General features: G+C 64.8%; 19 protein-coding genes and 1 pseudogene. 12 read left to right on the top strand and 8 right to left on the bottom strand.

Annotation, left to right across the window (positions count from 1 at the left end):
• Positions 1 to 9 precede the first annotated feature (9 nt).
• The gene (locus tag CPI83_RS31420) at positions 10 to 4,344 is read left to right on the top strand and encodes an alpha-(1->3)-arabinofuranosyltransferase family protein (protein WP_097387794.1); all 4,335 of its coding nucleotides are present in this window, start codon (positions 10 to 12) and stop codon (positions 4,342 to 4,344) included.
• Here the strand turns inward: CPI83_RS31420 and CPI83_RS23710 are convergent.
• Positions 4,302 to 5,417 (bottom strand): annotated as a pseudogene (locus CPI83_RS23710) (acyltransferase); the annotation flags it as partial. The gene CPI83_RS31420 and the pseudogene CPI83_RS23710 overlap by 43 nt on opposite strands.
• Before the next feature lie 216 nt (positions 5,418 to 5,633).
• On the opposite strand from CPI83_RS23710, the gene CPI83_RS23715 reads away from it, so the two are divergent.
• Together CPI83_RS23715 and CPI83_RS23720 are read left to right on the top strand one after the other, a co-directional pair.
• Positions 5,634 to 6,767: a DUF3068 domain-containing protein gene (locus CPI83_RS23715; protein WP_019747133.1), complete on the top strand. Its 1,134-nt coding sequence runs from the start codon at positions 5,634 to 5,636 to the stop codon at positions 6,765 to 6,767.
• 169 nt (positions 6,768 to 6,936) lie between these two features.
• Complete coding sequence (locus CPI83_RS23720) at positions 6,937 to 7,893, top strand: ABC transporter substrate-binding protein (RefSeq protein ID WP_020906427.1); 957 nt, start codon at positions 6,937 to 6,939, stop codon at positions 7,891 to 7,893.
• Here the strand turns inward: CPI83_RS23720 and CPI83_RS23725 are convergent.
• Positions 7,874 to 9,100 (bottom strand): polysaccharide biosynthesis protein, encoded by a 1,227-nt coding sequence (locus CPI83_RS23725; RefSeq protein WP_031331334.1) that lies wholly within the window; start codon positions 9,098 to 9,100, stop codon positions 7,874 to 7,876. The genes CPI83_RS23720 and CPI83_RS23725 overlap by 20 nt on opposite strands.
• Positions 9,101 to 9,133: 33 nt before the next feature.
• Here CPI83_RS23725 and CPI83_RS23730 point away from each other — a divergent pair, with 33 nt between their 5' ends.
• Positions 9,134 to 10,873, top strand: coding sequence for a hypothetical protein (locus CPI83_RS23730; protein WP_097387795.1), 1,740 nt, complete (start codon positions 9,134 to 9,136; stop codon positions 10,871 to 10,873).
• Here the strand turns inward: CPI83_RS23730 and CPI83_RS23735 are convergent.
• The gene (locus CPI83_RS23735; protein WP_019747129.1) at positions 10,820 to 12,034 is read right to left on the bottom strand and encodes a glycosyltransferase family 4 protein; all 1,215 of its coding nucleotides are present in this window, start codon (positions 12,032 to 12,034) and stop codon (positions 10,820 to 10,822) included. The two genes, CPI83_RS23730 and CPI83_RS23735, sit on opposite strands and share 54 nt — an antisense overlap.
• 173 nt (positions 12,035 to 12,207) lie before the next feature.
• On the opposite strand from CPI83_RS23735, the gene CPI83_RS23740 reads away from it, so the two are divergent.
• The 5 genes from CPI83_RS23740 to CPI83_RS23760 all read left to right on the top strand — a co-directional run bounded on the left by CPI83_RS23740 (position 12,208) and on the right by CPI83_RS23760 (position 17,818).
• The gene (locus CPI83_RS23740; protein WP_097387796.1) at positions 12,208 to 12,978 is read left to right on the top strand and encodes a class I SAM-dependent methyltransferase; all 771 of its coding nucleotides are present in this window, start codon (positions 12,208 to 12,210) and stop codon (positions 12,976 to 12,978) included.
• A gap of 4 nt (positions 12,979 to 12,982) precedes the next feature.
• Complete coding sequence (locus tag CPI83_RS23745; RefSeq protein WP_092765073.1) at positions 12,983 to 13,870, top strand: ROK family protein; 888 nt, start codon at positions 12,983 to 12,985, stop codon at positions 13,868 to 13,870.
• 139 nt (positions 13,871 to 14,009) lie between these two features.
• A complete protein-coding gene (locus CPI83_RS23750) occupies positions 14,010 to 15,197 on the top strand; it encodes a phosphotransferase family protein (RefSeq protein WP_092765114.1) in 1,188 nt (395 codons plus the stop codon).
• A gap of 1 nt (position 15,198) precedes the next feature.
• Positions 15,199 to 16,368 carry a hypothetical protein gene (locus CPI83_RS23755; RefSeq protein WP_042452600.1) on the top strand — a complete coding sequence of 390 codons (1,170 nt, stop codon included), beginning with the start codon at positions 15,199 to 15,201 and terminating at the stop codon, positions 16,366 to 16,368.
• A 4-nt stretch (positions 16,369 to 16,372) separates the two neighbouring features.
• Positions 16,373 to 17,818 carry an aldehyde dehydrogenase gene (locus tag CPI83_RS23760; protein WP_097387797.1) on the top strand — a complete coding sequence of 482 codons (1,446 nt, stop codon included), beginning with the start codon at positions 16,373 to 16,375 and terminating at the stop codon, positions 17,816 to 17,818.
• Between the two features lie 316 nt (positions 17,819 to 18,134).
• Here the strand turns inward: CPI83_RS23760 and CPI83_RS23765 are convergent, their stop codons facing one another.
• A complete protein-coding gene (locus CPI83_RS23765) occupies positions 18,135 to 18,752 on the bottom strand; it encodes a TetR/AcrR family transcriptional regulator (protein WP_092765075.1) in 618 nt (205 codons plus the stop codon).
• Positions 18,753 to 18,804: 52 nt separating this feature from the next.
• On the opposite strand from CPI83_RS23765, the gene CPI83_RS23770 reads away from it, so the two are divergent.
• From CPI83_RS23770 to CPI83_RS23780, 3 genes are read left to right on the top strand one after another with little or no spacing between them, the layout of a single operon-like run.
• Positions 18,805 to 19,743, top strand: coding sequence for an alpha/beta hydrolase (locus tag CPI83_RS23770; protein WP_097387798.1), 939 nt, complete (start codon positions 18,805 to 18,807; stop codon positions 19,741 to 19,743).
• A gap of 10 nt (positions 19,744 to 19,753) precedes the next feature.
• Complete coding sequence (locus CPI83_RS23775) at positions 19,754 to 20,713, top strand: cation diffusion facilitator family transporter (protein ID WP_019747118.1); 960 nt, start codon at positions 19,754 to 19,756, stop codon at positions 20,711 to 20,713.
• Positions 20,714 to 20,741: 28 nt separating this feature from the next.
• The gene (locus CPI83_RS23780; RefSeq protein WP_019747117.1) at positions 20,742 to 21,050 is read left to right on the top strand and encodes a hypothetical protein; all 309 of its coding nucleotides are present in this window, start codon (positions 20,742 to 20,744) and stop codon (positions 21,048 to 21,050) included.
• Between the two features lie 58 nt (positions 21,051 to 21,108).
• On the opposite strand, the gene epsC is transcribed toward CPI83_RS23780, so the two are convergent.
• The 4 genes from epsC to CPI83_RS23800 form a co-directional block, all read right to left on the bottom strand.
• Positions 21,109 to 21,687 carry a serine O-acetyltransferase EpsC gene (epsC, locus tag CPI83_RS23785; RefSeq protein WP_019747116.1) on the bottom strand — a complete coding sequence of 193 codons (579 nt, stop codon included), beginning with the start codon at positions 21,685 to 21,687 and terminating at the stop codon, positions 21,109 to 21,111.
• 5 nt (positions 21,688 to 21,692) lie between these two features.
• Positions 21,693 to 22,628, bottom strand: coding sequence for a cysteine synthase A (cysK, locus tag CPI83_RS23790; protein ID WP_003945916.1), 936 nt, complete (start codon positions 22,626 to 22,628; stop codon positions 21,693 to 21,695).
• Positions 22,629 to 22,809: 181 nt separating this feature from the next.
• Complete coding sequence (locus CPI83_RS23795; RefSeq protein WP_029254577.1) at positions 22,810 to 24,639, bottom strand: phosphoenolpyruvate carboxykinase (GTP); 1,830 nt, start codon at positions 24,637 to 24,639, stop codon at positions 22,810 to 22,812.
• 277 nt (positions 24,640 to 24,916) lie between these two features.
• The gene (locus CPI83_RS23800) at positions 24,917 to 25,255 is read right to left on the bottom strand and encodes a DUF6802 family protein (protein ID WP_042950922.1); all 339 of its coding nucleotides are present in this window, start codon (positions 25,253 to 25,255) and stop codon (positions 24,917 to 24,919) included.
• Between the last annotated feature and the right edge of the window lie 22 nt (positions 25,256 to 25,277).

Raw genomic sequence — 25,277 nt, forward strand, 5'->3', positions numbered from 1 at the left:
GACGGGGCGGTGTCTTCGGTAGACACCGCCCCGTCGGCAGAGCCCCTGTCGAAGCGGTGGCTGTTCGGCGCCTCCGTCGTAGCGTTTCTTCTCACTTTTCTGCAATCGCCGGGTCTGATCACCGCTGACACCAAGTACGACCTGACGCAGAATCCGTTCGGTTTTCTCGAACGCGCGTCGCATCAGTGGAGTAGTCAGGCCCCGCTCGGCCAGGTTCAGAACCAGGCCTACGGATATTTCTTTCCGCACGGGCCGTTCTTCGCGCTCGGCGAGTTGGCGAACGTTCCGCCGTGGATCACCCAGCGCATCTGGTGGGCGCTGCTTCTGATCGCAGGATTCTGGGGCATCATCCGAGTTGCCGAGGCTCTCGGTATCGGCAGCCGTAGTTCGCGCGTCATCGCAGCGATTGCCTTTGTTCTTTCTCCCCGCGTGCTGACCACGCTCGGTTCGATTTCCTCGGAAACCCTGCCGATGATGTTGGCGCCGTGGGTGTTGTTGCCGGTGATTTTGGCCTTCGCCCCTGTGCGTGGAAAAGGAGTCCCTGGACTCCCTAACCACTCACGGGGGTTGAGGCGGTTAGCCGCACAATCCGCGCTTGCCGTCGCGCTCATGGGTTCGATCAATGCCGTCGCCACCGCCGCGGCCTGCCTGGTCGCGATCATCTGGTGGCTCTCGCACAAACCCAACCGAACATGGCTGACGTTCACCGCGTGGTGGGCGCTGTTCGTCGCTCTCGGCACGCTCTGGTGGATCGTGCCGCTACTTCTGCTCGGCAAGATCAGCCCACCGTTCCTCGACTACATCGAGTCCGCCGGTGTCACCACGCAATGGGCGTCGCTGGCCGAGATACTTCGCGGCACGGACAGTTGGACCCCGTTCGTCTCCCCCGAACGCATTGCCGGCGCCGTCCTGGTCACCCAACCCGCAGCAGTTGTCGCCACCGGTCTGGTTGCCGCCGCCGGCCTCGCCGGGCTCTGCATGCGGTCCATGCCTGCTCGCGGCCGGCTGACGCTCATCCTGTTCGTCGGTATCACCGGCCTGGCCGCGGGATACGTTGGTGAACTCAGCTCACCGGTGTCGGAGTCGGTACGCCTGTTCCTCGACTCGGCGGGCGCGCCGCTGCGCAACGTCCACAAGCTCGAGCCGTTGGTCCGTCTGCCGCTGGTGCTCGGACTCGCACACCTGCTGGCCAAAGTGCCACTACCGGGATCGGTTCCACTCGCCCGATGGCGCCGCGCGTTCGCCCATCCCGAGCGCGAACCGATGGTCGCACTGACCAGCCTGATCCTCGTTGCCCTCACCCTCTCCACCGCCTTGGCCTGGACGGGAAAGCTCGCTCCCCGCGGTGCGTATCCGGACGTTCCCTCGTACTGGAACGAAGCAGCGCAGTGGCTCGAGGACAACACCTCCCCCGGATCGGAAGCCGAACGTGCCCTGGTCGTCCCGGGAGCGCCCTTCGGCAGCCAAGTCTGGGGTCTGACGCGTGACGAACCGCTTCAGGCTTTGGCGAGTACGCCGTGGGCGGTGCGTGACTCGGTCCCGCTGACCCCTCCCGGCGCAATCCGAGCGCTCGATTCCGTGCAACGTCTCATCGCCGACGGACGTCCGTCGGACGGCCTCGCACAGACCTTGCTTGGGCAGGGCATCCACTACCTGGTGATGCGCAACGACCTCGACGGCGAAACGTCGCGCTCGGCCAGGCCGATACTCGTGCACCAGGCGGTCGAAGGCTCGCCGGGGATCGAGCGAGTCGCCCACTTCGGTGAAAACGACAGCCCCGAACCGATCGAAGGGCTGGTCGCGGACAGCGATCTGCGTCCCGGTTACCCGGCCATCGAAATCTTCGAGGTCACCCCGCCCGACGGCACCCCGGCGGTCAGTGGCCCGTACTCCGTCGACCTGAACCAGGTTCCGCGTGTACAAGGTGGGCCGGAATCGTCTGTACGACTTCACGAAAGCGGGCTGGTTCCGGGGACCGGGCCGATGATTCTCGCCGCCGACGCCGAAGCTGCGGGACTGCCCGTCGATTCTGTCACCGTCACCGACACACCGCGCGATCGAGAAACCGATTTCGGTCAGGTCGACAACCACAGTTCCGCCCTGCGCACCCCCGACGACGCTCGTCGTACCTACAATCTGGTGCCCGACTACCCGGTTGCGAACACGCCTCTCGTGGAAGGCCTTTGGAGCGGCGCTTCGATCACCGTTTCCAGCGCCGCCTCCGACGCCACCCAGCTGGGCGGCACTTCACCGTCGAGCAGTCCCGCGTCGACGGTCGACGGCGATCCGGCCACCGGCTGGTTCAGCAACGGCATCGAGCGCGCGCTGGGCCAGTGGTTGCAGATCGACTTCGACACACCGATTTCCAGTGGGCTGCTTCATCTGACCACCAGTGCCGCGGCAATCGGAGCTCCCGTCAAATGGCTCGAGGTCTCGACACCGAACGGCAGCACGGCGGTGAAGGTGGAGCGTCCCGGTGAGCCCATCACCGTCTCGATCCCGGGCGGCAACACTCCGTGGGTACGCGTCACAGCGACTCACACCGAAAACGGATCGCCTGGAACACAGTTCGGCATCAGCGAACTCTCCGTCGAAGACTTCTCCGATCGCAGCGCGCCGAAGACCGTACCGATCCGTTTCGACACAGTCCTGCCGAGCACGCCGACGGGCGCATCTGTGAACGCGTGGAACCTGAGCCAGGAGTTCCCCGGCCGCAACGCCTGCGCCGACTCGACGGACCGCGTGCGGTGCAGCAATGCATTCATGGCGATACCGGAAGAGCCGAGCCGCTTCCAGCGCACGCTCACGGTGCCCGAAAACACAGTCGTTGCACCGACACTGACTGTCCGAGCGCGTCAGGGCAACGCCCTCGAAGATCTGCTTTCCGTCCCCGGCCGAATCACGGCTTCGGGTTCGAGCGACATCGGCGACACACGCGGATCTGCCTTCGCTGCCACCGACGGCGACGCACGCACCACGTGGTCGGCGCCGCAGAGCACCACAGAACCGGGCGGCCCGAAACCGACGCTGACTCTCAATCTTCCCGAGCCCACCCTGGTCACCGGCCTGGACATCACGCGGGGACTTGGCACTCTGCCGTCGCTGCCGACCAGTGTCGCGGTGAATCTCGGCAACGGGCCGCAGGTGCGAGAGCTGCCCGAACCCTCGGACGACACGCCTCGAACCAGTCGAGTTACCCTCGCCCCCTTCGTCACCGACAAGATCGTCCTGAGCATCACCGCTTGGGAACCGGTCCTCGATCAGACGGCGCTCGGCTTCGCCCAGGCGCAGCCCACCGGCCTCGCCGAGGTCGGCGTCGTCGGTGCCGACGGAACCCCGATCGCCGGTTCCGGAGTGCAGGGCGCAGAATCATTCGACAACCGCACCGTCACCGTCACCTGTGGCGACGGCCCGACCATTTCGGTTGCCGGACAGCAATTCCCCACCTCGATCACGGCGACGGCGACGCAACTTCGGACCGGCGCACCCGTCGAGGCACGTGTGTGCGGTCTGGACGCTTCGGCGACTTTGCCGGCGGGACAGCCTGAAGTGGTCGTCGAACCAGGCCCCGCGTTCTCGGTCGACAATCTCGATCTGACGGCGGTCGGTCCTTCAGCCGCGCAACGGAATACACCGCTCGAATCGACCGCGTGGACGGCGAATCACCGCGAACTCACCGTCACGAACTCGTCCGCCGATCAGCTGATCGTCAATCCCGAGAGCACCAGCATCGGTTGGATCGCCACGGCGCCGGACGGTTCCGAGCTGACGCCGGTGGTCGTGAACGGTTGGCAGCAGGGCTGGATCGTGCCGGCAGGCACCGCGGGAACCGTCACCATCGACTTCCCCAGCGACCGTTGGTACCGCCTCGGCATCTTCGGCGGGCTCGTGTTGCTGATCCCGCTGTTGTTCGCGGCTCTTGTCCCCACGCGCCGAGAGCCCAAGCCCCTCACACCACCCCGACCGTGGCGCAGCGTCGCGGCAGGATGGGTGGGCGTGCTCGCGGCGGCCACCGTCATCGGCGGCGGAGTGGGAGCGGCGATCGCAGTTGTGTGCTCGATCCTCGGACTTGCCGCGCTGCGAATCTTCGGCCCGGCTCGGACCGCACGCATTCTCGTCGGCACCGCCGGCGTGGCCGCGATGATCGGCATCACGCTGCTCTCGACCGGACCGTGGCGGGCGCCGGGCGGCTATGTGGGCGACTCGTTCGCGATTCAGTTCTCGATGTTGGTGGCCTTGGTCGTGACCGGGTTGGCCGCGTTGCCCTTTGCCGGTTCACCGATGTGGCGGCGCTTCTCCCACCGCGTGACCGCGACGCGCGCCGGTTCCTCCACCAAGGCGTAACTGGCCGAGGCCACAGCGACGCTCAGGACGACCGTGAGGGCCAGGACGTAGAAGAAGCTGCCCGAGAACGGAACTATGCCGAATACGGGGAACACAGCGTTCAGTACGGCCAGGTGCCAGATGAACAGGCCGTAGGACCAGCGTCCGATTGCCAGCGCCAATGGACTGGCCAGGAACCGATGCTGCGATTGATCGCGCAGAACCAGTGGCGCGATCAACGAGAAGCTGATGATCGCACCGAGTGCAATCTTGATCGCGTACTGCCACGGCTCAGGCCGCACCAGACCTTCGGGCCCGGCCAGATCAGTGCACGAGAGAACGAAGGCGATAAAGGCAATCAGGGTCAGGAGTACCCGACGGTGCGCGAGGCGATGCACCCATGTCGACGGGCCCACTGCCAGCTCGGCCAGCACCATGCCGGCGCCGAACCACGGCAGGTAGCCCGGCAACCAGTTGTCGTGGTGGATAGCGTCCGGCGTCGGAATCGGAATGAATGCCCACGTCAAGGCCAAGACCGACACCCCGAGCAGAAGCGGCAGCCGGAACCGGACCGAGTTTCCTCGTAGTCGGACCATCAGATACGCGAAAAGCGGCAGCAGAACATAGAACGCCACCTCGACCGACAGGCTCCACATCTGCGTGAGGCCCTCGGTGAGTGTCAACGGCACGAAGACCTGCGCCAACCCGAGATTCGCCAGCCACACTTGGTAGCCCCCGCCGGCTCCGGGCAGGAACAGCAGGATCAGGACCACTGCCACCCAGTACGCCGGCAGAATGCGCGTCGCGCGGGAGATCCAGTACCGGACGGTCGACTGCGGCTGCCCGATTCCGCGAGCCTTTGCCGCGTGGGGGCGCCACAGGAGAAATCCGGACAAGGCAAAGAACACCGCTACGGCGAGATCGAGTCGACCGAACGCGCGCCCGATCGCACCGGACTGCGCTTCACCGGTCTGGAACGCGACATGGGTGACGAGGACGCCGAGCGCGGCCAATCCACGCATACCGTCCAAAGCCGGAACGAAGCCCCGAGCCTGTGGCGGGACCGTCTGAGAGGAATTCGTGGAACTGATCATCACGGATAAGTGTGCACCCCAGGCCGATTGAGGGAAACCACCAGGGACTCACAACAAAATGCCTGGCCAATTCATGCCCTCATGCGACAAACCGGGCCGGTGGACTGTTAGTGTTCTGCCACACATGGTGTCCATCGGGGGCCCCATGCGATCTGCGCAGCTCATATTGTGCCGGTTGGGGAACCTCGAAAGACTTAACGGGTTAGGAGTCACAGCATGGCGGAACGCTCAGGGCCGAGCCGGATACTTCCTTGCATTCTGGTGGGCCTCGGTGCCTTCCTTTTGGCCATCGCCATCCTCATTCCTACCTACACGGTAGGCAAGCTGGAGAAGACGCCACTCGACCTCGAGGTGACCACCGTCGCCACGGGCACCGGTAGCGTCCTCAACTCGGCGGCCCTCCTCGGCGGAAAGGCACAGGTCGACACCAACGTGCCGATCGTCGCTCAGCGCTACGTCACCACGCAGGACCCGTCCGACGCCGACATCATCACCGTCGAAGCCGGCCAGACGGTCCGTCGTACCGACAAGCAGGGCGATACCGGACTGCTGACCGCAACCCTGGACCGCGTCACGCTCGATCGCGTCAGCTCGATGCCGACCAACGATCCGGTCGGAACCGTCCAGACGTCCAGCGACCAGCCCGCCGAAGAAGTTTCCCGCGACGGTCTGCAGTACAAGTTCCCGTTCAACACGGAACAGAAGAGCTACCCCTACTTCGACCTGAACGCTCGCGCCACGAAGGACATCGACTTCGTCGAAGAGACCGAGATCAACGGTCTGAAGGTGTACCACTTCCAGCAGACGATCGATCCCGTCGACCTGTCGAAGGTCGTCAACTCCCCCACCAACAAGCTGAGCCTTCCCGCTGACACCTGGGGCGTTCCCGGCGGCGCAACCCCGATCACGATGACGCGTTGGTACACCAACGTCCGTGATCTGTGGGTCGAGCCCAAGACCGGTGTCGTCGTCAAGGGCCAGGAGCAGTTGCACCAGTACTACGGCCGCAACAAGGATGCCGTCGACGTCGAGGTTCTCAAGGTCACGCTGCCCTTCGACGAGGCGACCATCGAGTACCAGGTCCAGCAGGCGCGTGACGGCATGGACAAGCTCTCGCTGTTCGGCCGCACCGTCCCGATCGTGGCAGGTGTCCTCGGAGTCATCGCGCTGATCGCCGGTATCTTCCTCGGCCTTCGCGGCGGCAAGGGCGGAACTCCGGCCCGCGCTGCACACGGCGGAACGAACCAGAATCCCAGCGGCCAGGGTTCGCCCGAGCCGGCTCCGGGTGAGCACGACTGGACCTCGGACGACACTCAGGTGATCCCGCGTCCGGATCTGCGCAAGGACTGATTCAGGCAGTAAGCAGAGCGCCCCTTCCACACGGAAGGGGCGCTCTGCTGCATTTCGGGACTTTGTTGCCGGATCGGCGTACGGATTGGCGCAACGGGTCGTTCCCTCCGCGTGGTCGCGGGCTTAGCGTTTTCTGGAAGTCCAGACCACCCCGAACACGAGGAGCCACATGCCCGCATCAACAGTTCTGGGTTCGCACATCTGTGTCAGCGATCTGACACGTCGGAGATTTGTTGTCGGCAGTGCTGCATTCTCCGGGCTGTTCGCCGCCGGTTGCGCAAGGTCCGCCGGTACCGAGGGCGATGCGTCCGGGATGCGCACGGTCACGACCTCGCTCGGAACCTACGACATTCCGGTGACACCGAAGCGCGTCGTCGCCATCGACTCCCGACTCGACCTCGAACCAGCCGTTGCGATGGGCCTGCCGGTCATCGCGTACAGCTTCGACGCCGCCGAGCCGTGGGTTCCAGCCGATCCCACGGCGCAGGTGTTCGAGGCACCGGTCAACGTCGAGGCAATTCTCGCGCTGGAACCGGACCTGATCATCTGCACCGACATCGGTGAGGCCTCCGACATGTGGCCGCTGCAGCAGTTGAGCCAGACAGCGCCTGTGCTTCCGATGGACTTCACCCGTCCGTGGCGCGAGAACATCGATCAGTTGGCGAGTTGGCTGAATCGCACCGAGAACCCCGAAGTCCGTCAGGTCATCGGAGCGTACGAGGACAAAGCAGCCGGATTGAAGGAACGCCACGCCCGGAGTTTGGCGAGCAAGCAGATCGTGCTGCTGAACTACGTGAATCAGAAGGTCAACGGCGTCAACCGCAAGGGCATCTCCACGCAGGTGGCCGAAGACCTCGGCGTCCAACTCCAGTGGCCCGTCGAGGGACAGAAGGAGATCTCCACCGAAAACCTGGTGACTTCCCTCGACTCGGCCGACGGAATGATCGTCACCACCGCGCCCGGCGTGGATCCCGTCACCGACGACCGCGCGATGTGGAACCGTATCCGCGCAGTACAAGGCGACAACGTCGTCTACACGGGTGGGAACATCAACTACGGATCCGTCTACACCGCGATGCGTACGCTCGACTACTTCGACGATTTGTTCACGCGTCTGGAGAACTGACGTCGCTGTGAGGTGCCGGCCGGGCGCGGTCGGCACTTCGCACTGCGGCGACGGACACCGCCAAGGCCGTCGTCGACGCCACCACCACGGCGACGCCGATCAACTCTCCCGGCGTCTTCGCCCACACCAGCATGACCGTCGCCTCCACAACCAGTCCTGCCCACGCCAGAAGGGCCACTCGCGTGCGTTCTGACGCGATTGCGGACAGCAAAGCACCCTGGAGTACCGCCAGCGCTGCACCGTGCAGGGCGAAGGCCCACAGCATCGGAGCCACGGCGGCGTACGCGTCGCCCACGAGCATCGGCACCAGCGGGCCGGCAACCGCCGCCCCCAGAACCAACACGGCGCCGATACCGACGAGCACCGCCAACGCCGAGCGAACCGCTTGCGCCGAGTGCGCCGGATTCGCCATCTTCGGGTACAGCACGACGCCCACTGCCTGTGGCAGCCAGAACGCCACCTTCGTCGCGACGGCTCCGAGTGCGTAGACACCGGCGTCGTACTCGCTGAGGACGACGCGGACGATCAGCAGGTCCAGCGAAGACAACGCGATCAACGCAAGCTGGACTTGTGACGCCGCGAGCACGGAGACGACGCCGATCCGCACCGCACGGTCCTCGCTCACCGAGACGGTTCGGTCGACCACTCGAACTATCGCCACCAGCAACGCAGTTCCGGCCGCGCCCGCGACCAATGCCGCGCCTGCCCCGCCGCCGAAAGCCAGAACGATTACTGCCGGAAGGACTTTCATCACCCCGGCCCCGGCCAGCACAGCGCTGAGAGTGCCGAATCGACCGTGACCCTGCAACAACCCCTGCTCCGTGGCCAGCAGAACCAACATGGGCGCAGTCACCAATGCCGAGAACGACGCCACGATTCCGGTGTCGAGCAGCCACGCCATCGCCGGAGCGAGCGCAACCGCGAGGACGGCGACGATCGCGGTGCATCGATACCCCAACGACCGCAACGCATCTGTGCTCTTGCCACGCACCGCCTCGCGGGCGACCACCGTCTGCAACGCCAAAGCCGGAACTGCAAGTACCAACTGGGCGGCAAGCAGACTCGCGAACTCGCCGTAGCCGACCGGACCCAACCATCGGCTGGCCAACCATGCCAACAGGTACGACGCGACATTGGCCGTCATCGATCCCACCAAAACCATGCCGACCCCGGCCGCGGCGGCGCGATCGAGTGGTTGGCGAGGCATGGCAGTAATGATGCACCACGTATCGTGCGCGTCATGACAGTGCAAGCCGGATACCGCCGTTACCTGCCTGCGGCGTACAGCCTGGCGCTGGCACTGTTGATCCTCCGACCGCTGCTCGGCCCCGGCTACCTCCTGCTGCGCGACGCCGTCAGCACGCCGCGCTCGTACCTGACCGACTCCGCCCTCGGACTCACCGACGCCGCAGCCCGCGCCGTTCCCCAGGACGCGCTGATCGCAGCGTTGAGCACCGTGATCGACGGCGGACTGGTGGTCAAGTTCATCCTGCTCGTGGCGCTCTGGCTCGCCGGTTGGGGTGCGGCGCGCATGGTCGCCGTCCTGCTGCCGACGGCCGGTCTCGGTCCACAACTGGTCGCGTCGACGGTGATGCTCTGGAACCCCTACGTGGCCGAGCGCCTGTTACAAGGACATTGGAGCCTGCTGACCGGTTATGCCGCACTGCCGTGGATCGTGGGTGCCGGAATCGGAGTTCGCCGAGCCACGCCCGGGTCCTGGTGGGCGTTGGCCGCGTCACTGGCATTCGCGGGCCTGACACCTACCGGCGCTCTGCTCGCTCTGACGGCCGCGCTGGTGGTGGTAGCCACCCCCGGAGGCCGAACCTCGGCCATGCGGCGTGTCTGCGGCGCTATCGGGCTGTTCCTCGTCGCCGCCTCGCCGTGGTTGGTCGCCACCTTCGTATCGGGAGCAGCAGGCGACGGTTCCGATCCGGCGGGAGTCGCCGCCTTTGCCGCCCGAGCAGAACCGGGACTCGCAACGCTCGGCAGCCTCGCCGGGCTCGGCGGTATCTGGAACTCGGCAGCGGTACCTTCCACGCGCACAACACTCTTCGCGTTGGTCGGAACAGTTCTTCTGCTTGTCGTGGTGTTTGCCGGTGTGCCCGCTCTATGGCGCCGACGCCGGAACCCCGTTGTCGGTGGACTCGGCGCGCTGGCCCTGTTCGCGGTGCTCGCTCCGACCCTGGGCGCTACTCCGTGGGGGCTCGACGTCGGCCGATGGTCGGTCGAGGTGTTCACCGGCGCCGGTCTACTGCGTGACGCCCAGAAGTGGGTCGCGCTGGCCGTACCGTTCTACGCACTCGCTGCCGCCGCCGCGGTGATGTGGGCGGGCAATCGGTGCTCCCTTCCCCGCCCGACATTCTCGATCGCCGCCGTCGTGGTGACGATCGTGGCGCTACCGGATCTGGTGTGGGGCGTCGGCGGCGCGTTGAAACCCGTGCACTATCCCGGGTCCTGGGCCGTCATGGCCGAGCAACTACGAGACGAAACCGGTGACGTTGCAGTGCTTCCCGCTGGGATGTTCCGTGCCTTCCCCTACAGCGGTGATGCGCCGGTACTCGATCCAGCACCACGCTTCCTACCCCTCGACGTGCTGCAGACCGGCCAACTGGTGGTTGCCGGTGGTGCTGTCGGCGGTGAAGGAACCCGGGCCACCCAGGTCGAGGATGTGCTGCTTGCCGGCGGGAGTCCTACGCAGTTGGCCGATCTCGGAGTCGGATGGGTACTGATCGAGCGTGAGACACCAGGCCAACTCGGCAAGGCGGCAGCGACACTCGACGGATTGGAACAGGTCTTTGCCGACAACGATCTCGAGCTCTACCGGGTACCCGGAGATGTCGCCGCGCAGGAAGCGTCGACCGGTGCCCGAACGGCCGTCATCGTTGCGCATCTCGCCTGGATACTGATGGGCGTGATCGCGCTGATCTCAGTCGGACTGAACCAGAACCGAATTCGACTCGCGAGGCGCGGCCAGTCCTGAGACCCAACGACCGTCCTTGTGCGCGGTCAGCACCTCGAGCACTCCGGTGCCGGTCTGCTCCCAGGAGAACTCGCCCGACCACACCCGAGCTTTCTCACCGAGCACCGTGCGGAGTTCGTGGTCGCGGAGCAGGGTGCCTGCTGCCTGCGTCAGATCAGCGATGTCGCCGTCGCCGGCGTGCTCACCGCCGACCAACAGCCCGGTCACTCCGTCGACGATCGAATCGGTCAAGCCCTTGGAACTGCGGTAACCGATCGTCGGAACACCGTGCTGCGCAGCCTCGATGACCGCCAGGCCCCACCCTTCCTTCCGCGAAGGCATGAGGTGAATCCACGACTGCGCAAGGAGTTCATGTTTACGAGCCTCGTCGACGTGACCGTAGAACGAGACGGCGTCACCGATTCCCAACTCGGCGGCGCGATCTCGCAGGTTCTGCTCCCACCAACCACCACCGATGACGTCGAGATGGATGTCCGGAAGCGTCGGACGCAGGGCTGCGACGGCCTCGAGTGCGTCCTCGATCTGCTTGTGCGGCACCAGTCGTGAGAGAACCGAGATGGTGGGACGCTCGGCCCTGGTGATCGATCCACCCGCGTCGACGCCGACGGGGAGCCGATCGGCACCGTTGCGCACCACGGCAATTCGTTCGCGCTCGACACCGAGGTCCACCAATTCTTCGGCCGAAGGAAGCGACACCGTCAGATACTGACTACGTCGATGGGTGCGCGGTGACAATCGCGATTCGACCCACCAGCCGATCCGGCCGACGAGTTTGCCTGCCACCGGCCATTGTTCACGATGGCAGTGATGGACCAGAAGCGTGACCGGCGCACCCGCCACGGTCTTCGAGAAGAAGGGGATGCCGTTCTGGGTGTCGATCACCGCGTCGGGGCGAATGCCCTTGAGCGATCCGAAACCCAGACGTCCGGCGGCAATGGCGGCCAGAGCGCGGGGGTACACGCTGAAACGTCCACCGGCCCGGCTGATCGTGATGCCGTCTCGAACCTCCGACGCGGGCGCCCCGGGGTACGACGCCGTCCGCAGCGTCACCTTGATACCGCGCTCGGCCAACTGGGATCCGACCTGCTCGAGGTAACGCTCGCTTCCACCACCCTGGGGATGCCCGGTATCGCGCCAGCAGAGCAACAGAACCTCGCGCACGTGCGTTACTCCCTGAGTTGGTCGGTGGCCACCCCGGTTCGGGCGATCCTGCGGGATGCCCCGCCTGACCGGCCGGTAACCCTGCCGAACACCCTAACTGTTCGAGCGTCCGTATTGCCGCGCTCCTGACGGTGTTCGTGGACCGGGCGACCCAGTGGCTAAAGTTGCTACCCGTGACCAAGCCCGCAGTGACCCGCATTTTCGGCCGACGGGCAACCCTGAAACGCTCGTTCGGCCTGCTCAGCGACTTCCGCCACGAGCAGTCCGCGCCCGACATCTTCTACGGCGCGCTCGCGCGCGACTCCGTCGAATTGATCTCGGACCTGCACGAAGGTCACACCGGACGATCCCTCGACGGTCTCACCGTCCTCGACGTCGGCGGTGGTCCGGGCTATTTCGCGGAGGTCTTTCAAGCCGCAGGTGCCCGCTACATTCCCGTCGAACCCGATCCGTCGGAGATGCATGCTGCGGGTCTGACCGTGGGCGGCGCGGTGCGTGGATCCGGTTTGGCACTGCCGTTCCTGGACTCGTCCGTGGACGTCTGCTTCTCCTCCAACGTGGCCGAACACGTCAGCGAGCCCTGGCTGATGGCCGAGGAAATGCTGCGCGTGACCAAGCCCGGCGGCTTGATGGTTCTCTCGTACACCCTGTGGTGGGGTCCGTTCGGCGGCCACGAAACCGGACCGTGGCACGCGCTGGGGGGCGAGTACGCAGCCAAGCGGTACCTCCGCAAGACCGGACGCGAACCGAAGAACAGATTCGGGGTGTCGTTGTTCAAAGTCGGCGCCACCGACGGCCTACGCTGGGCCCGTGGAACCAGCCAGGGCACGTTGCTCGCCGCGATCCCGCGCTACCACCCGTCGTGGGCGTGGTGGATGGTCCGAGTCCCCGGTCTTCGGGAGTTCCTGGTGAGCAACCTCGTCGTGGTTCTCGAAAAGCGATAGCGACATGCGCCTCGCACTCGACATCGGTGGCACCAAGATGGCGGCCGGCGTCGTGTCCGAGGACGGCCGTGTTCCCGTGTTCGACAGCGTACCGACGCCGCAGACCGACCCGTGGAGAGCGTGTGCAGCGCTGCTCGAACGAGTCGCAGACGGCCGCGACGTCGACGGTGTGGGCATCGCGTGCGCCGGGCCGGTGGACACCGTCGCCGGCGTCGTAGCTCCCATCAACATCACCGAGTGGGCACAGGGATTCGAGCTCGTAGCGGGCGTCCGCAGCGTCTTTCCCGATGCCGGAACCGCCCTCGCCATGGACGGAGCCGCAGCGGCATTGGCGGAGTTCCACCACGGCGCCGGACGCGGAACCCCGAACCTCCTGAGCCTGGTCGTCTCGACGGGAATCGGCGGAGGAATCGTCCTCGGCGGTGAGATTGCTCGGGGTCGCACGGGGAACGCCGGTCACATCGGCCACCTCGTCGCTCCAGGATCTTCCGAACCGTGCAGCTGCGGGGGCGTCGGCTGCCTCGAGACGGTGGCCAGTGGACCGTCCGCGGTGCGATGGGCTCGTAGCCAGGGCTGGTCGGGAAACACCGGCCGTGAACTAGCCGAGGGTGCACGCAGCGGCGACGCGATCGCCGTGGACGCGCTTCACCGCGCAGGGACGGCGCTCGGTGGTGCCATCGCCTCGGCGGCTGCCCTCCTGGACGTGGACCTCGCGGTGATCGGCGGCGGTTTCGCCCAGTCGGGTGCACCGCTGTGGGAACCGATGCTCGACGCGGCTGCCCGACATGCCCGTTTGTCGTTCATCGCCGGGCTCCGGATCGTTCCCGCCGAGCTAGGTGGCGCCGGAACTCTGACCGGTGCGGGCTTGCTCGCGCTCACCGCCGTTATCTGACACGCGTTCTTCCCCGATAAATCCGCAGGGAGTCCCACTAAACGGGTGCCACCTGTTCCCAATTTCTGTAACGTGTTTTAGTGTTCTGACTCACACCGTTACGGGCATTGCACGTGACGCCTACGGGAAGGAGGTGACCGTGAGCCCAGACGCTTCCTCATCTGACGTTGCCTCGACTGCTTCTTCGACCGATGAAACCGAGCATCACGCCCAGGTCGCCCGACCGAGCGATTCCCTCCGCGACACCGAAGACCTCCGTGAGCGCCTGGAACGGTGGATGGCCGGCAAAGTGCCGAGCGGATCCACTGTGACCGTCGCCGACGTCACCTTGCCCGCAGCCAACGGCATGTCCAGCGAAACCATCCTCTTCGACGCCACCTGGGACGGCGATCATCATCCCTTGGTCGCTCGGGTGGCACCGACGGAATCGACCATGCCGGTGTTTCCGACCTACGACCTCGAATCCCAGTTCCGCACCATGGCTCAGGTGCGCGAGCACTCGGCGGTGCCCGTACCCGCGGTGTACTGGTCAGAATCCGACCCGGACGCGTTGGGTGCGCCGTTCTTCGTGATGGAACGAATCTCCGGCGACGTGCCGCCAGACGTCATGCCGTACAACTTCGGATCGTGGGTCACCGAAGCGTCCCCCGAGCAGCGAAAAACCCTCCAACAGAACTCGGTCGACGTCCTGGCTCAATTGCACGCCATCGACAAGCCGTGCGAGCGTTTCGACTTCCTCCGACTCCCGAATTCGGGAACGACTGCACGAGACGCATTCACGGCGCACATCGCCGAGCAGCGCGCGTACTACGAGTGGGTGGTCTCCGACGGCATCAGATCACCGCTCATCGAACGTGCCCTCGACTGGATCGAGGAGAACAATCCCGCGGACGATTCTCCGGCGGTGCTCTGTTGGGGCGACTCGCGCATCGGCAACGTCATGTACCAGGACTTCGCGCCGGTAGCCGTACTCGACTGGGAAATGGCAACTCTCGGCCCGCGAGAGATGGATCTGGGCTGGATGGCATTCCTGCACAGGTTCTTCGAGGACATCGCCGGGTTGGCGAACCTACCCGGCCTTCCCGACTTCCTTCGACTGCCGGATCTCGCGCACACCTACGCCGAGATCACCGGCCACACCCCACACGATCTGGAGTTCTACGTTACCTATGCCGCACTGCGTCAGGCGGTCATCATGTGGCGAATCCAGGCCCGCGCCATAGCTTTCGGCCAGTCACAGCGACCCGAAGACCCCGACGACATGATCATGCACCGCGCTTCGCTCGCCGCGATGCTCGACGGCACCTACTGGGAGAGGTTGGCCTGACATGCTCTCACCGATGGACGACTATCCCGTTCACCAGATCGCCGAACCGATCCGTCACGTAGCCACCTCGGATCGAAACTTCTACGACCGCTACTACTTCAACTGCTACCCCACCGAATCCCCCGACGTGTTCCTCATCGTCGGACTCGGCCAGTACCCCAACCTCGGCGTCATGGACGCATTCGCTGTCCTTCGCCGCGGTGACGACCACATCGTTGCTCGCATGTCGAAGGCGCTGGGTGCCGACCGTACCGACACCACCGTCGGACCTCTGCGCATCGAAGTGCTCGAAGGGCTGCAGAAGCTCCGCGTCGTACTCGAACCGGGCAGCGAATACGATCTCTCCTTCGACATCACCTTCGATGCCACCATCCCCGCGGCGCTCGAGCCCAAGCACTTTCGCCGTCAACTCGAACGAGTCACGTTCGACACCTCACGCTTCCTGCAGACCGGCACGTGGACCGGATCGCTCACCGTCGACGGGGAGGACTTCGCGATCGACCCGAAGACGTGGCGAGGTAACCGCGACCGCTCGTGGGGTGTGCGTCCGGTCGGTGAAGCCGAACCGCAAGGCAGACGCGCCGTCGACGGAATCCAGAACTTCTTCTGGATCTACGCGGTCATGCAGTTCGACGAGTTCACGATCTCGGTGATCATGCAGGAAGACGAGCAGGGCAGGCGCATCGTCGAAGAAGCCATGCGAGTGTGGCCGGACGAAGCCAGGGACAACGAATGGCTCGGCCGACCCGAACACGAACTGACGTTCTGCCCCGACACCCGCGACGTCACCGGAGCGACCATCACCTTCCACCGGCCAGGCGGTGAAGTCCTCACCGTCGCCTGCGAACTGCTGCTGGCCAACTACATCGGAATCGGCACCGGCTACGGGCTCGAACAGGACTGGCGTCACGGAATGTGGCAGGGCGAACTCGTCGTACAAGGGCTCCGCCACAAGGTCCACGAGATCGAACCGTTCCAACGCATGTTCTCCCCCGTCGACAACCTCGCGTCCTTCACGCTCACCGAAGGCACGAACACCAACACCGGCACCGGTCTTTTCGAGGTAGCCGCCATCGGACCGCACGAGAAATACGGATTCACCAGTTTCACCGACACCGCACAGGCAGACGACGCGTATGCCCTCGCGGCGACCGACAACACCGAGGAATGAATTGATGACTGACTACGACAAGCTCTACATCGGTGGAGCATGGGTGGCCCCGGCCACCGACCAGGTACTCGAAGTGTTCTCTCCCGCAACGGAGGAGCGCGTCGGCAGCTGTCCCATCGCAGCACCGGCAGACATCGACGCGGCCGTGTCCGCAGCCCGCGCGGCGTTCGAGGGACCGTGGTCACGCACCACCCCCGCCGAGCGCGGCGCGATCCTCGCCAAGGCCGCCAAGCTGATCGAAGAGCGCAGCGCGGAAATCAACCAGCTCATCTCCAACGAGATGGGCCAGCCGCCCGCCATGGTCGGCATGATGCAGCAGACCCCATCGATGGCGACGCTGGGCTACTACGCCGAGCTGGCCGACCAGTTCGCGTGGGAAGAGAAGCGCACCGGCGCATTCGGGCAGACCAAGGTGACCCGTGAGCCCGTCGGCGTCGTCGCCGCCGTGCTGGCCTGGAACGTCCCGCTGTTCCTGGCGATCAACAAGCTGGCCCCCGCGCTGCTCGCCGGCTGCACCGTACTGCTCAAGCCCGCACCCGAATCCCCTCTCTCCGTCCACGTGATCGCCGAGATCTTCACCGAGGCAGGCGTTCCCGAAGGCGTCATCTCCGTGCTCCCCGGCGGAGCCGAGACCGGCGAATACCTGGTCTCTCATGCGGGCATCGACAAGATCACGTTCACCGGATCCAGTGCCGTCGGCCGCAAGATCGGTGCCATCGCCGCGCAGAACCTCAAGCGCTGCTCCCTCGAACTGGGTGGCAAGTCCGCCGCGATCATCCTCGAGGATGCCGACATCGCCGCCGGAATGCCGATGCTCGTCATGTCCGGCCTGATGAACACCGGCCAGGCCTGTGTCGCTCAGACCCGAATCCTCGCTCCCCGTTCGCGTTACGACGAGGTCATCGAGGGAATGAAGACCGCGGCAGGCTTCATGACCGTCGGCGATCCGTCCGATCCCGCAGCACAACTCGGCCCGCTGATCTCCGAGAAGCAGCGCGAGCGCGTCGAGGGCTACATCGCCAAGGGCAAGGAAGAAGGCGCGCGCGTCGTACTCGGTGGTGGACGTCCCGCCGGCCTGGACAAGGGCTGGTACGTCGAGCCGACGATCTTCGCCGACGTGGACAACTCGATGACCATCGCACGCGAGGAGATCTTCGGACCCGTCCTCTCGGTGATCCCGTACGACTCCGAGGACGAGGCCATCAAGATCGCCAACGATTCGGATTACGGCCTCGCCGGATCAGTCTGGACCACCGACATCGATCACGGACTCGAAGTTGCCGCGCAGATCCGCACGGGTACCTACGCGATCAACTGGTACGCCTTCGATCCCGGATCACCGTTCGGTGGTTACAAGAACTCCGGTATCGGACGCGAGAACGGACCTGAGGGCCTCGAAGCCTTCTGCGAGACCAAGTCCGTACTCATGCCGCCCGGCTACGTGGGCTGACCCACCCGGGAGTTGGCACCCTTTGCTGACAGTTGGCACCCGTTCCGACCTGCCGGAACGGGTGCCAGCCCCATGAAATGGGTGCCAACTCCCAGCGAATCCACAGATCCACCCGGTACCGTCGAAAACGAATCAGTCATCTCACAAAGGACATTCATATGCTCACCAACGCCATCAACGCTTTCCTCGCACTCTGGGGCAGCGCCTCCGTCGGCAGCAGTGGATACCAGATCCCGCCGGGAACCCTTCCCTTCGGCTCCTGAGACAGGACAACAGAACCCGCTGAGCGCACTTCGCGCTCAGCGGGTTCTCTGTTTCACGACGAGTTCTTGGCAGACGCGATCATCGATCTCGCCTGCCGCACGACGGCTTCCGTTCGCACTCGAAGTTCTTCGGGTGAATCCGATTCCAGCACAACCCGATGCACCTGGCTGTCCACGGCAGTCACAGTCAACCGCGACGTCAACAACGCATCGTCCGCACTGAAACCGCGGCTCTGCAAGTACTCCGAAAAACCCAGTACCAGTTGCCGATTCATTCCTTCGACCTGCGCGATGAGCTCACGCGTACGCGGAACCTGATCGTAGAGCAGGTGAAAGAACTCTCGCGGCTTACTGTTCACTTCGACCGCGCACTCCACCAACATCCGGACGGCCTCGTCCGGGGTGAGTTCACGCTCGACGATGTCGGCAAGGCAGAGCGCAAAACTCTCCCGCGCAGCACTCACGTGACGGTTCGCCAACTCCGCGAGGATCTCGTACTTGTCGCCGAAATACTGGTAGAGCGAGCCCACCGACACCCCTGCCTCGTCAGCGATCCGGTTGGTGGTCGCTGCCATGCCCTCCGACGCGAAAACGCGAGTAGCTGCCTCCAGGATCGCGTCGTAGGTAGCCCTCGAGCGCTGCTGGGAGGGCCTTTTCCGCCGAGTCGACACGGTCCTCCGATGCGAGTTGTCAGCCGCGACGCCGGTACCGAGAATTGTGTAGGTGACCAGCGCCGATTACTCGAAGTTTATGCCCGACCGGTACACCGACCACATGCCGGCGCCGACCCCGACGTGGTGGGAGTGGAACGGCAACACCGTCCACGTCGCACGGGCAGTGGTTCCAGACGCGCCGGTTCGTGTTCTCGGCATCCACGGCGCCGGCGGCTACTCGGGCGCATTGTGGCCGTTCGCCGGGATCGGCGTGAAACTCGGAGCCGAAGTCCTCTTCCCCGATCTTCCGCTGTACGGCGACACCGTCGTAGCCGATCCCGCCGGCGTCCGGTACGAGCAGTGGGTCGATCTCCTCTGCGATCTCGTCCGGGCCGAGAAGGCAGCCGACGATCGGCCGCTGGTGTTGTTGGGCGCCAGCATCGGCGGTCTGCTGGCCTACGAGGTAGCCGCGCGGACCGGTCTGGCCGACGCCGTCGTCGCCACCTGTCTGCTCGATCCCTCGCATCCGTCGGCCAGAGCTGCCGCGGCGCGGTTCGGCCCGATGGGTGTCTACGGCGCTCCCCTGATGCGCCGCACCGAACGACTGGTGGGCCGTATCCGCGTGCCCATCCGTTGGGTCGCCGACGTCGCGAACATGAGTAGCAACCGTGAACTCGCGACGCTGTGCGCAACCGATCCGCGCGGTGGCGGTGTACGGGTGCCACTCGGATTCCTCAGCAGCTACTTCTCGTTCGAGCACACCGCACCCGAAGCATTTCGGACGACGCCCGTCTTGCTCACCCACCCGGCCGACGACCGATGGACGCCACCCGAACTGAGCCTGCAGTTCCTCCGCCGCATCAACGCACCCACCGAATTCGTGATGCTGGACGGGTGCGGGCACTTTCCCGTCGAAGAGCCGGGCCTGACGCAGTTCCACGACGCCGTCGACACACTGCTGCGCTCCGTCGCCGAGCGTCACCGCACGAAACCGTCGCCACCCGCCTAGCCTGAAGTTCGTGAGCATCGAACCCAAGGCCGAGCCGACGGGAAACGGCGACGAGAGCACCACGACAGTCGTACTGGCGTTTGCGGCTAACGCGCTGATCGCCGGGGCCAAGACGGCGGCCGCCATCGTCACCGGATCTGCATCGATGGTCGCCGAGGCCACCCACTCCTGGGCCGATACCGGCAACGAAGTGCTGCTGCTGATCGCGAACCGCCGCTCGAAAAGGGTTCCCGACCGAGACCAGCCACTCGGGTACGGCCGGGAGGCCTACATCTGGTCGATGTTCGCCGCCCTCGGACTCTTCGCGCTCGGTGCAGGTGTGTCGATCACCCACGGCATCCAGGAACTGTTCCATTCCGAACCGGCCACCGACTTCGGTGTCGCCTACGCAGTCCTCGGCGTCTCGTTCATCCTCGAAGGCATCTCGTTCCGGCAGGCGTACAAGCAACTCCGAACCGAAGCGTCCGCCGTGAACCGCGACGTCATGGCCCAGGCGCTCAACACGTCCGACCCGACGACCAGGGCCGTGTTCGCCGAAGATGCTGCAGCACTGATCGGTTTGGTCATCGCATTCGTCGGCGTCCTACTGCACCAGATCACCGGTTCACCGATCCCCGACGCCCTCGGCTCCATCTTCGTCGGCATACTTCTCGGAGTCATCGCGATCATCCTGATCGATCGCAACCGCCGATTCCTGGTCGGCGAAGAGGCCTCACCGACGCTGCGGGCAGCAGCCGTCGAAGCTCTCACCCAACTGCCCGAGATCAACCGAATCACGTTCCTGCGCATGGAATACCTCGGTCCGCGGCAGGTGTACCTGGTGGCCAGCGTCGATCTGGTCGGTGACTACGCGGAATCCCGAGTTGCCCACACGTTGCGCGAACTCGAACGCTCACTCGAGCAGAGTCCACGCGTCGTGCGAGCGATCCTGACCCTCTCGACGCCCGAAGAACCGTCGATCGCAGTCTGAACTTCCGGCCGGGCGATAGGCTCGTTCGATGCGCGCACTGATCGTGATTCTGGCGGTTCTGGGATTTGTCGTCGGGGGAATTCCTCTGGTGGGCAGTCTGATCGACGTGATGACCAGTCAAGACAAGACCATCGTCTATCAGGGTGCCTACGAACCGATCCGGGGTGTGCAGATGAGTCGCGACTACGAGTCGAGCCTGGACATCTCCTACATGGCGCTTCCAGACAACTCGCCCCAGTGGCTAATTCTCGCTTGCTATCCCCTGATCGGGGCGGCACTGGGCGCTGCGACGGCCGTCGTACTGGGACGTCGCGGGTGGCACCTGACGCGAGCCTGAACAGACGCCGATGGCCACCCGCCGTCTACACGAGGGTGGCCATCGAAGATGGAGTGCTTCAGATGTACATCGCAGGATCGATGTAACTGTTCGGGTCCACCAGTTTTTCCTTGGTGGTCCGTGGCCGCGCCACCGCCGGGATACCCGTCGCGATGGATTCGGCCGGAACATCTCTGGTGACAACGGCATTGGCGCCGATAGCGCTACCTTCACCGATGACGACAGGTCCGAGGATCTTGGCACCAGCGCCGACGGTGACTCGGTCTCCCAGCGTCGGGTGACGCTTGACCTGCTCGAGCGAGCGACCACCCAGGGTGACGCCGTGATAGAGCATCACGTCGTTACCGACCTCGGCCGTCTCCCCGATCACGACGCCCATGCCGTGGTCGATGAAGAACCGTCGACCGATGGTGGCACCGGGGTGAATCTCGATGCCGGTAACGAAGCGTGTCAGCTGCGAGAGCACTCGCGCCGGGCCGCGTAGCGCAGGGACGACCCACATGCGATGCGCAACCCGATGCGCCCAAATGGCATGCAGCCCTGAATAAACGAGCGCGTTCTCCACATTGCTGCGCGCGGCAGGATCCTGACCGCGCGCAGCCTGCAGGTCCTCGCGAATTGTCCCGAGGATACTCACAAGTCTCAGTCCCGGATGTGTTCGAACAGCGGGGTGGAGATGTAACGCTCGCCGAAGTCGCACACGACAGCCACGATCAGCTTGCCGGCGTTTTCCGGACGCTTCGCCAACTCGAGTGCGGCCCAGACGATGGCGCCGGACGAGATGCCGCCCAGGATGCCTTCCTTGGTGCCGAGTGCGCGAGCGACCTCGATGGAATCGGGGAACGAGACGTCGATGATCTCGTCGTAGATCTCGCGATCGAGGACGTCGGGCACGAAGTTCGCGCCGATTCCCTGGATCTTGTGGGGACCGGGCTGGCCACCGTTGAGGATCGGCGAGTCGATGGGCTCGACGCCCACGATCTTGACCTCGGGCTTGTACTTGCGAAGGGTGCGTCCGACGCCCGTGATGGTGCCGCCGGTGCCGATGCCGGACACGAAGATGTCGACGGCGCCGTCGGTGTCGGCCCAGACCTCTTCGCCCGTCGTTGCCTCGTGGATGGCCGGGTTGGCCGGGTTCGCGAACTGGCTGGCCGAGACAGCGTTCTCGGTCTGCTCGACGATTTCCTTGGCCTTGGCGACTGCACCGGCCATGCCCTCGGAGCCCGGGGTCAGCACGATCTCGGCGCCGTAAGCACGCAGCATCACGCGACGCTCGGTGGACATGGTCTCCGGCATGGTCAGGATGACCTTGTAGCCGCGAGCAGCACCGACCATGGCGAGTGCGATACCGGTGTTACCACTGGTGCCCTCGACGATGGTGCCACCGGGCTTGAGTGCACCGGACTTCTCGGCGGCGTCGATGATTGCCACGCCGATCCGGTCCTTGACGCTGTTGGCCGGGTTGTAGAACTCGAGCTTGACGGCGACCTGTGCGTCCAGGCCCTCGGTCAGACGGTTGAGCCGCACGATCGGGGTGCGCCCGACCAATTCGGTCACGTTGTTGTAGATCCCGCTCATATCTGGTCCTCCTGAGGATCGAGTGTGTCGACCCGCTCGCTGATCACTGCTTTACGGCTGAACTGCATAACGGCTGAACTGCATAACGGCTACAGGCAAGGGCATACAGACGACCGATGCCGCATCGGTTCATCAAATTGAACCAATGCGGCATCAGGCCACTACATACGGGGGCGGTTTATCAGGCCAACCGCTGCTTCAGAGCTTCGAACTCGTCACGAATGCCGGTCGGCAGCTTCTCGCCGACGAAGTCGAACCACTCTTCGATGAGCGGGATCTCGGCCTTCCACTCGTCGATGTTGACCGCGAGGGCCTCGGTGATGTCGGCGTCCGACACGTCCAGGCCTTCGATGTCGAGTGCCGATCCGGTGGGAACGACGCCGATCGGGGTGTCGATGCCGGCAGCCTTGTGCTCGATGCGCTCGACGATCCACTTCAGGACGCGAGAGTTCTCGCCGAAGCCTGGCCACAGGAAGCGTCCGTCGTCGCCACGGCGGAACCAGTTGACGTAGAAGACCTTGGGGAGCTTGGACGCGTCCGCGGACTTGCCGAGGTCGATCCAGTGCTGGAAGTAGTCACCGACGTTGTAGCCGAGGAACGGCAGCATTGCCATCGGATCGCGGCGAACCGTACCGACCTGGCCTTCGGCTGCTGCGGTCTGCTCGGAGCCGACCGTTGCACCCATGAAGACGCCGTGCTGCCAGTCGCGAGCCTCGGTGACCAGCGGAACCGTCGTCTTGCGGCGTCCACCGAACAGGATTGCCGAGATCGGCACGCCCTTCGGGTCGTCCCACTCGGGAGCCATGATCGGGCACTGCGACATCGGGGTGCAGTAACGCGAGTTGGGATGAGCCGCATGGGTGCCCGACTCGGGCGTCCACTCGTTGCCCTTCCAGTCGATCAGGTGCTGCGGGTCGCCTTCGAGGCCTTCCCACCAGACGTCACCGTCGTCGGTCAGAGCGACGTTGGTGAAGACCGTGTTGCCCTGGTCGATGGTGCGCATGGCGTTGGGGTTCGACGACCAGTTGGTGCCGGGAGCCACGCCGAAGAAACCGAATTCCGGGTTGACGGCGTAGAGCTGTCCGTCCTCACCGAAACGCATCCAGGCGATGTCGTCACCGAGGGTCTCGGCGCGCCATCCGGGGATGGTCGGCTGGATCATCGCGAGGTTGGTCTTGCCACAAGCGGAGGGGAATGCCGCCGCGATGTAGTAGGCCTTGTCCTCGGGCGAGATGAGCTTGAGGATGAGCATGTGCTCGGCCAGCCAGCCCTCGTCGTGCGCCATTGCCGAAGCGATACGCAGCGAGTAGCACTTCTTGCCCAGGAGAGCGTTTCCGCCGTAGCCGGAACCGAAGCTCCAGATCTCACGATCCTCGGGGAAGTGAGTGATGTACTTGGTGTCGTTGCACGGCCACGCGACATCTTCCTGGCCATCGGCCAGCGGAGCGCCCAGCGAGTGAAGCGCCTTGACGAAGAATCCGTCGGTGCCGAGCTTGTCGAGAACCTTGCTGCCCATGCGGGTCATGACGCGCATGGAGACGACGACGTACTCGGAATCGGTGAGCTCGACGCCCAGCTTCGGATCCTCGGCGTCGAGGGGGCCCATGCAGAACGGCACGACGTACATGGTGCGTCCACGCATGCAACCGCGGTACAGGTCACCCATGAGGGTGCGCATCTCCGCCGGGTCCATCCAGTTGTTGGTGGGACCTGCGTCGATTTCTTCCTTCGAGCAGATGTACGTACGCGATTCGACTCGCGCGACATCGGACGGATCGGAGTTGCCGAGGAAAGAGTTCGGCTTCTTCTCGTCGTTGAGGCGGGTGAAGGTTCCTGCCTCGACCAACTTCGTTGTCAGTCGGTCCCATTCTTCGTCCGAGCCGTCTGCGAAGACGACGCGATCAGGCTGGGTGAGTTCGGCAACCTCTTGCACCCATGCAAGCAGTTCCTTGTGCTGCGTGGGGGGCGTGCCGTCAGTTCCATTGAGACCGGGAATGGTCGCTGAGGTCATCAAACTCTCCTGGGGTGAGCCGGAACCGGGTTCTCGTGACACCGGATGCGAACTGCAGCGCCCCGATACCAGTCGATCCCGGTGTCCCCCTCTCGACGGGGTCCAGCCGCGTCATCCACTCACGTGGATTTCACGGACGCCGGGTGTCCTATGTATTGAGGTTAACGCTGGCTGTTCACCTGCAGGTAATCGGGTGCGGTCAGAAATGTCACAGAAACGATTCAGTTGGTGTGTTCAGGTGCCTACCCGGCGCTCAGAGCACATAAACGGAACCTTTTCAGAGCGCTCCGGCATCGATTTTCTGCCACACGAGGGCGCCTTCGTCGTCTCGACTGCATTCCCAGGCCGAGTAGTCGCCGTCCGACTCGATCATCGTGAGGCGATCGGCGCTACCGTCGCGATCGAAATCGGACACGATCACGACGGCGTCGTCGGAGTGGACGACACGGCTGTCGACCGTTCCGTCACCGTCCAAGTCGAAGGCGTCGAAGTTCAGGTCGCCGGCATCGACCGGTCCCGACGAGGGCCCGAAGGTCTCGGGCTCGATACGCCCAGGATCGAGCGCTTCGGCTTCGTGCCCGTCGATGTGTCCGGCCGTGATCAGAAATGCGTCCATTACTCCCCCTACTGGATGGTGA

Source organism: Rhodococcus sp. H-CA8f, assembly GCF_002501585.1.
In the GTDB taxonomy this organism is placed as follows: domain Bacteria; phylum Actinomycetota; class Actinomycetes; order Mycobacteriales; family Mycobacteriaceae; genus Rhodococcus_F; species Rhodococcus_F erythropolis.

What these genes read in the sequence shown, in the direction of transcription:
- CPI83_RS23725 (WP_031331334.1), bottom strand. Translation starts at nt 9,100, where the DNA reads ATGCCTCGCCAACCACTCGATCGCGCCGCCGCGGCCGGGGTCGGCATG.
- CPI83_RS23800 (WP_042950922.1), bottom strand. Translation starts at nt 25,255, where the DNA reads ATGGACGCATTTCTGATCACGGCCGGACACATCGACGGGCACGAAGCC.
- CPI83_RS23760 (WP_097387797.1), top strand. Translation starts at nt 16,373, where the DNA reads ATGACTGACTACGACAAGCTCTACATCGGTGGAGCATGGGTGGCCCCG.
- CPI83_RS23780 (WP_019747117.1), top strand. Translation starts at nt 20,742, where the DNA reads ATGCGCGCACTGATCGTGATTCTGGCGGTTCTGGGATTTGTCGTCGGG.
- CPI83_RS23745 (WP_092765073.1), top strand. Translation starts at nt 12,983, where the DNA reads ATGCGCCTCGCACTCGACATCGGTGGCACCAAGATGGCGGCCGGCGTC.
- CPI83_RS23795 (WP_029254577.1), bottom strand. Translation starts at nt 24,639, where the DNA reads ATGACCTCAGCGACCATTCCCGGTCTCAATGGAACTGACGGCACGCCC.
- cysK (WP_003945916.1), bottom strand. Translation starts at nt 22,628, where the DNA reads ATGAGCGGGATCTACAACAACGTGACCGAATTGGTCGGGCGCACCCCG.
- CPI83_RS23720 (WP_020906427.1), top strand. Translation starts at nt 6,937, where the DNA reads ATGCCCGCATCAACAGTTCTGGGTTCGCACATCTGTGTCAGCGATCTG.
- CPI83_RS23730 (WP_097387795.1), top strand. Translation starts at nt 9,134, where the DNA reads ATGACAGTGCAAGCCGGATACCGCCGTTACCTGCCTGCGGCGTACAGC.
- CPI83_RS23755 (WP_042452600.1), top strand. Translation starts at nt 15,199, where the DNA reads ATGCTCTCACCGATGGACGACTATCCCGTTCACCAGATCGCCGAACCG.
- CPI83_RS23715 (WP_019747133.1), top strand. Translation starts at nt 5,634, where the DNA reads ATGGCGGAACGCTCAGGGCCGAGCCGGATACTTCCTTGCATTCTGGTG.